3 protein-coding genes are annotated in these 7,702 nt (G+C 36.9%); all 3 read right to left on the bottom strand.

All coding sequences use genetic code 11. The features are described 5' to 3' along the window. The coding region (locus tag AC5ZCW_RS20465; RefSeq protein ID WP_496121492.1) for a beta strand repeat-containing protein at positions 1 to 4,905 on the bottom strand (4,905 nt) is incomplete at its 3' end. A 521-nt stretch (positions 4,906 to 5,426) separates the two neighbouring features. Continuing rightward, complete coding sequence (queG, locus tag AC5ZCW_RS20460; RefSeq protein ID WP_343544411.1) at positions 5,427 to 6,350, bottom strand: tRNA epoxyqueuosine(34) reductase QueG; 924 nt, start codon at positions 6,348 to 6,350, stop codon at positions 5,427 to 5,429. Continuing rightward, entirely contained in the window at positions 6,350 to 7,696 is a 1,347-nt protein-coding gene (locus tag AC5ZCW_RS20455) for a cytochrome P450 (protein WP_496121491.1), read from the bottom strand. The genes queG and AC5ZCW_RS20455 overlap by 1 nt, the downstream gene beginning before the upstream one ends. Between the last annotated feature and the right edge of the window lie 6 nt (positions 7,697 to 7,702).

Here is a 7,702-nt window from a genome sequence, read left to right as displayed (position 1 = left end):
TTTTTGGGTGTCATTAACCGTCACTATCTGAGTGCAGGTCTGCGTATTTCCTGCCGCATCTTTTGCCGTCCAAGTTACTGTCGTGTTTCCGATTGGGAAACTTGGCGGAGCATCATTCGTCACTGTTACAGTTCCCGTGCAGTTGTCCGATACCGTTGGAGTCCCTAAAGCAACTCCTGCAGCAGCGCATGAATTCGCGTCTGCAGAAACTGAAACTGCCGATGGGCATGTGATTGAAGGTTTTTGGGTGTCACTAACCGTCACTATCTGAGTGCAGGTCTGCGTATTTCCTGCCGCATCTTTTGCTGTCCAAGTTACTGTCGTGTTTCCGATTGGGAAACTTGGCGGAGCATCATTCGTCACCGTTACAGTTCCCGTGCAGTTGTCCGATACCGTTGGAGTCCCCAAAGCAACTCCGGTAGCAGTACATGAATTCGCGTCTGCAGAAACTGAAACTGCCAATGGGCATGTGATTGAAGGTTTTTGGGTGTCACTAACTTTTACTGTTGAAACAGCCGAAGTCTGTTCGCAACCTGTTGATGTATTTGTAATTTTTACCTTATATCCGCCATCTTGAGTAACAGTCAATGTTTTATTCACTTGACCAGATATTATAACGTCATCTCTATACCAAACGTAAGTTGCAGAGCTTGCGTTTGAATTTGCTGTTAATGTTGTTGTTAAACATGCTGTTAAATTTCCTGATATAGTTGCTGTTGGTAATGCTTTTACAGTAACTGTATGCGTTGTAGTGGCAGGGCCATTACATCCTGCAGCACTCGCTGTAATTATAGTTGTTCCATACCATTCAGCAGCATAAGTTACCGCGCCAGTAGTCGAATTTATTGTATTACCACCCGCAATACTTGCAGAATCAAGATTATACGTGATCCCTGTAGAATTAGTTGCTGTTGTAGTTCTTGTTATTGTTTCAACTCCTTGGCAACGAGAAGACGATGCAGGTGAAAATGGTGCAATTGTTACATTTGGAGTTAAAGTAACCTTTCCTTGAATTGTAGCTTCTAGACAAGGCGAAGTATGACCAACTGTAGTAATGATATAAGTACCTGCTGTTGTAGGGTTTCCAGAAATTGTAACTGTTTTTGCATTAGTGTCAACCGCAGCAGATAATCCTGTAGGCAAGCTAGATACTGTAGCATTTGTAGCACTTCCACCAAAAGTATATACTGCACTAGGAACTGATGCTCCAGAACAAACTGTTGGATTTTGAGTACCACTTGTAAATACAATAGTAGAAGCATTATTTACAACAGCTGCAACAGCAATTCTAGACGTTGACGTACAACCTAACGATGTTACTGCTCCAACATAGTAAGTTGTAGTAGCTGTTAAATTTGGAGTATTAAAAGTGGTTCCTGTTTCTAATACTTTCGAACTTGTAGGATCTGCATACCAATTAATAGTCGCTCCATTTGACGCAGCTGCAGTTAATTTCACTGATCCAGAGCCACATATTGAACCTTCTGTTGTTGAATTTATTGTTGGTACTGTATTTATTGTTGCAACAACTTCTGTTCTTGTTGGTGTAGAACAACCATTTTCTGTTGCTTCAACATAATAAGACGTTGATGTTGATAAACTTGGCGTCGTAAAACTTTCTCCTGTTCCCAATGATGAACCTCCTGTAGAAGCTGCATACCAGTTAATAGTTCCTGCTGATGCTGTAGCGCCTAAAGTTACTTCTCCTGTACCACATCGTGAAGCTGGAGTGCTTCCCGTTATTGTTGGTTTTGCATTAATAACAAAATTAACTGCAGCTCTACAGTTTGAATTACCAGAACAAGCGGCATAATACGTTTTCGATCCTGCTGTGGCAGTATTTGTCAATCCAGAATCTGTAACTCCCACCGGATTAAAAGAAGATCCCGTATAAATGGATGTTCCTCCAGTTGCTGTAGTATACCATTCTATTCCTCCGATAGTATAGGTTACCGTAATTTGAATGTAGTCAACAGAGGCTGTTATATCATTGCCCTTTGTTCTTGTAATATTTGCAGATAAAACCACTCCAAAATTTGATGCAATAATATCTGCAGGAGTCCAAGAGGTTCCCCACAAATCTGCTGTTCCACCATAATTGGTCAATGCAGTAGCGCTAGTATTCCAATTAGCTGTTTTACTTTTATTTACGTCTGTAATTACTCCTCCTTTTACTAAACTAACAACATTATCCTTCACATACACAGAGCTACTGTTTCCAACACTGCTAAAACTATTAATTCCTACTTGAATTCCTGTAATTGTAGCGTTTGAAGGAATATCAAATTTAAAATTTGTTCCTTGAAGATATTTAGTTGCGACTGTAGTATCTCCTCCACTATTTACCGTTACAGTCGCATTGACAGAATTATTAGAAATAATATTGCCTGGATTTGTCCAATCAATACCCGAACCTGCATTAACACCTGTACTTGCAATTTTTGCCCCTGTACTGCTTATAGATCCACATGGAGAAGTAGCTGTTAAAAACCCTGAGCCATTTTGACAAATTGCTACTCCAGTAACTGTTGGTGCACCAGCAACTGCATTAATGACAATACCTGCATTTGCAGCAGAAGTACATCCCTGTGCATTTGTTGTGGTTATAGAATAAGTGCCTGGTACTAATCCGGAAAAAATACCAGTTGTGCTACTAACTGAAGCAGAAACAGGATTTGTTCCCGTTAAAGTATAACTTATCCCAGAGCCATTTGCAGGCGTATTAACTGTTATTTTACCGGTTGGAGATTCGCAAGTTGTTTGAGTTACACTCACCGTTGGAGCTGCAGGCAAAGCTAAAATTGAAATATCATCAACGTCAGTGCTTGTTCCATTAAAATTTACACCTGGAACATTTGATTGGCCTGTACCTTCATACGTTTTATTTGCACTACCATAAGCATTTGCAAATGCCGTTATTCTTCTATTGGAATTGGCTGTTGTACGTGTTGGGTCAAGATATAATGCTTGTGCATTTGCACTATAAATTCCTTCCGCTATAGAAGCTGCCACTTTTCCAACTAAAGTTATGGTAACAATACCATTTTGTGCAATGTTAAATCCTCCAAAAACAGGATTATTAGCCGTAGCTGTAGCCGAATTAGCTAAAGTTCCAGCTGGACCCGAAGTTCCAGTAGAATAAATTGCCGTAGCTGAATCAAATTCGATACCTGGTGGAAAACTAAAATCCAACATCACCCCAGCAGCATTTCCTGCTCCAGTATTTTTTATTTCAATTTCATAAGAAACTTTTTCATCAATAGCATTACAAACGGCAATAGTAGATAATGTTTTTGCTTTTGTCTCAAGAACTGGGAAACAATTTGCATTAACTTGAAGATTTGGCGGTACATCTGCAACTGTGAAAGTTGATACATAGCCAACTGTTCCAGCTACAGCACCATGATTGATTCCTTTTCCCGCATTAGATTTACCTGCCGCGCCACCAAGTACACTAGTCGTAATGGTTACTGTACTTGAAACATTATGGCAGATAATTCCACCACCTCCACCTCCACCTGGTCCATGTTCATTGTTATCGTCATTTTCAGTATTTCCTCCAGCACCACCATTTGCTTCTATTTTTATATTCGCTGTACTATTATTAGATACATTCAATAAAACTGTTCCACCAGCTCCTCCTCCTCCTGCACCATCTGGTGAATTAGCATAAGTTCCTGGTGCTCCTTTTCCTCCATTGGCATAAATAGTACCGTTTCCTAAAACGTTCCCGGCATTAATAAGAATAATTGCCCCTCCAACACCACCTTTTACTCCAGTAGAGGCATCATTAGCATCTCCTGCACCTCCACCTCCGCCCATAATAAGCCTAGGAAATTTTTCAATTGTAGAATACGATTTTGATCCTGGTCTTCCTGCTCCTGTAAGATTATTAGAAATGAGATCTCCTCCTCCTCCTTGCCAGCCAGCTCCTCCCAGACCACCAAATCCGCCATTACCACCGCCACCGCCACCAGTGTTGTGATCATTACCTCCTCCTCCTGCATTGGCAGGAGCACCCCTTCCCGAAGAACCTCCTGGCATTCCTTCCACTGTATTTGCTACCTGATTAAAGCCATCCCACATATATTTAGGAGTACCAGCTATTCCTTCTCCTTTTCCAGAAACATTACTTTTTGAAGAATCATCAACATAAGTTTTAGAATCGTTAATACCCGAATTTGCTTTTGGACTATATCCTCCTCGAAACCCTCTAGCACTACCATCAATACTAAAACCATTAAAATTGAATGTTCCAGAAACATTAAAAGCAATAATACCACCGGCAACTCCATTAAACGGTGGTGTAGTAATATTGGCTGTAAGGGTTAAATTAGAGTATTGAGGTACTCTCACTACTTGAAATGTTCTCTTTCCTCGTGTTGTCGTAGCATTGGCATTATAAAAACTATTCAAAACACCATTATTGCTACCAGTACCTTTAAACGTTAAATTTCCTCCCGTCAAGGGTACATTATTTGTTGCAATTACATATTCAAAAACCCCAGTGTTGCCAAGAGATGTAAATCCAGTTCCTCCAATATAATCTGGGCCACTATTTGTCGCACCAGAACCATAACTAGTTGTATTTGTATAATTTATCGTTGCATCTTGCATTTGAATAATTAAAATCAAGTCTCCAGCAGAAATTGGAGTTATACCAAAATTATTCGAATATTGATCTGTTGCAGGCACTCCTGCCAACAGAATAGATTGTGCTCCTGCATTTAAAGTAATATTCCCTGTAATCGGATAGTAAGTATTCACAGAACTTGATACTGCAACGGGGCCATCAACTCCAGGAGTTCCACATACTTGTGCAAATGAAACTATTGGTAATGTGGCAAATAAAATAAAAAGAATTAGCCTGAAAAATCCAGACTTACAAAAAGTAAAGTTACGCATAGACGACTTGTGTTTGTGGAACAGAAATTTTGGATGCTAAAAAACGGATGATCATTTTTAGCATATTGGTGAGATACGTGAAAAAATATAAAATGGATTTAAAAAAACTTAAAACAGTTTTTTCAAGACTAAGACATAAAAAAGACATTATGCAGACCATTGCCATATAGTAAAATAAAGACTATAAAAGTCTCTCTGGTTTTAAATTAAGTAGATTTGGAAAGCGCGAAAGTATATCGCGGAATGAAATCGAGCATCATTATACCGACAAAATGCATATAAAGTCGTTAAACAACAATTTTTAACAAATGTTCAACTCGCTAAATATGCTAAAATTGTAACAATTTGATTATGAAGTAGTAAAAAAATCTTAAAATTTTACGAATAAATCTAATTCTTACAAAAAATACTGATAAAATTGTAAGAAACCATAACTATTAAAAATAAGTTTTTATTTACATACAAAATTATAACCATCTAAAAACAAGATAATTACATTAAATACTCCAGACACAATATTTCTATTTTAAAAAATTAATATTACGTTTTAAGCCGTCGAATTTTGTTCTTTTGATTGGGGAATTTTTAAAAACTGTACGGAAAGTTTCCTCTGTAATCTCTAACCAGTCTTTTTTGGTAAAGGAAAGTAAGTTTGGATTAGGATTAAACAAAGGCTCTGAGTGTGGTTTAGAAAATCGATTCCATGGACAAACATCTTGGCAGGTATCACAGCCAAACATCCATTCATCAAATTTTCCTTTCATTTCTTCTGGAAGATTTTCTTTTAGTTCGATAGTGTAATAAGAAATGCATTTACTCCCATCAACAATATAGGGAGCTACAATTGCCTGTGTGGGACAGGCATCAATACAGGCAGTACAAGAACCGCAATGATCTGTAACAGCATGATCATATTCTAGTTCTAAATCAATGATAAGTTCGGCAATAAAGTAAAAAGAGCCAACTTTTTGAGTAATCAAATTACTATTTTTTCCAATCCAGCCCAACCCGCTTTTCGCTGCCCAGGCTTTATCTAAAACAGGCGCTGAATCGACAAAAGCACGTCCAGAAACTTCACCGATATTTTCTTGAATAGAATGGAGAAACTCTTTTAATTTATCTTTAATTACAAAATGATAATCTTGCCCATATGCGTATTTAGAAATTTTAAAACTTTCGCTGTTTTGCGTAGAATCTGGATAATAATTTAATAAAAGCGATACAACACTTTTACCATCATCTACTAATAAAGTTGGATCTAGTCGTTTATCAAAATGGTTTTCCATATAAGCCATCTGACCATTATGATTGTTCTTTAACCAATTTTCAAGACGAGGTGCTTCTTGTTCTAAAAAACCTGCTTTAGAAATACCGCAAGAAAGAAAACCAAGTCTTTTGGCTTCCTCTTTTATAAATTTCGAATATTTTTCTTTAGCATTAATCATCATCTTTCAGAAAAAACAATTTCAATACCAACAGGTTTCAAAGTAATTAACGGATTAAAATTGACCGTATTTCCTACTGAAACAACTTTAAATTTTTTAACAATATAAGAAATCGCCAAACACATTTCATATATGGCAAAACCAGCACCAATACACATTCTTGGTCCTGCTCCAAAGGGGTAAAAATATTGCATGGAATGCTTTTTTTGCTCTCCTAAAAAACGATCTGGATTGAACTGATCAGGCTCTTCCCAATATTTCGGATTTCGATGCAACTCATAAAAAGAAACACCAATTAAAGTATCTTTTTTTATATTAAACCTACCTAAAGAATCGTCTTCTACATTTTGCCTATCTGTAATCCAAGCCGGCGGATATAAACGCATCGATTCGTTCAAAACCGCATTTATATAAGTCATCTTCTGAAGCTGTTCTACGACATCATCGCTTTCTGATTCAACTTTAAGAATTTCTTCAAAAACTTTTTGCTGTACATCGGCATGATTCCCTAATAATTGTAATGTAAAAGTCAAAGCATTGGCGGTTGTCTCATGTCCCGCAATAAATAGAATTTTTATTTCGTCGATTAACTGCTCGATTGACATTCCTTCGCCAGTATCTTCGTAACGAGTTTCTAATAGCATGTTAAGCAAATCGTTTACTTCATTCTTCGAAGCAACTCTTTCTTCAATAATTCCTCTAATGATTCTATTATTTTCTTCAGCCAATTGAAGATGTTTTTTTACTTGGCCACTAATAGAAAACCACCATCCTTTATGTGGCAATCTAATTTCTTTAATTAGAAAATTCTGAACTGCTTCAATAATATATTTTATCCTATCTAACTTTTCCTCTTCAATAGAAAATTGAAATAATGATTTTGCGACAACATTAAAAGCTAATTTGCTCATTACTGGAAAAAGATCGACTTTCTTATTCAGTACTATACCTTCCAGCTCAGAAACAATCGTAATCTTCATATTTTCAACTAGCTGATTCATTTTTTGCTTATGAAATGCGGGCTGAATAAGTCTTCTTTGTTTTAGCCAAAATTCGCCATCAACAGTTAGCAGGCCTTTGCCCAAATATTTAGATAAATAAACAGACTGAAACTTCGATTTATGATAGTTCTTATGGTTCTTCTGTAGTATATATTGAGCAACATCATTATCTCTAGATAAAATAATGTGTCTACTTTTTCCAATTCTTATAGAAAAAGAATCTCCTAACCTTTCAAAATACTTTCTATGATACGGAATCGGGTTTCTACGAACACCTTCGGCATCAACAAAAAATCTAAAAATAGAGAGTTTTAGCGGATAATTATATTTTTTACCTATAGACATTTCTAT

It is taken from the genome of Flavobacterium sp. PLA-DH12 (assembly GCF_059511845.1).
Note: the sequence above shows the minus strand (reverse complement) of the source record. Positions and strands in the feature narration are given on the sequence as shown.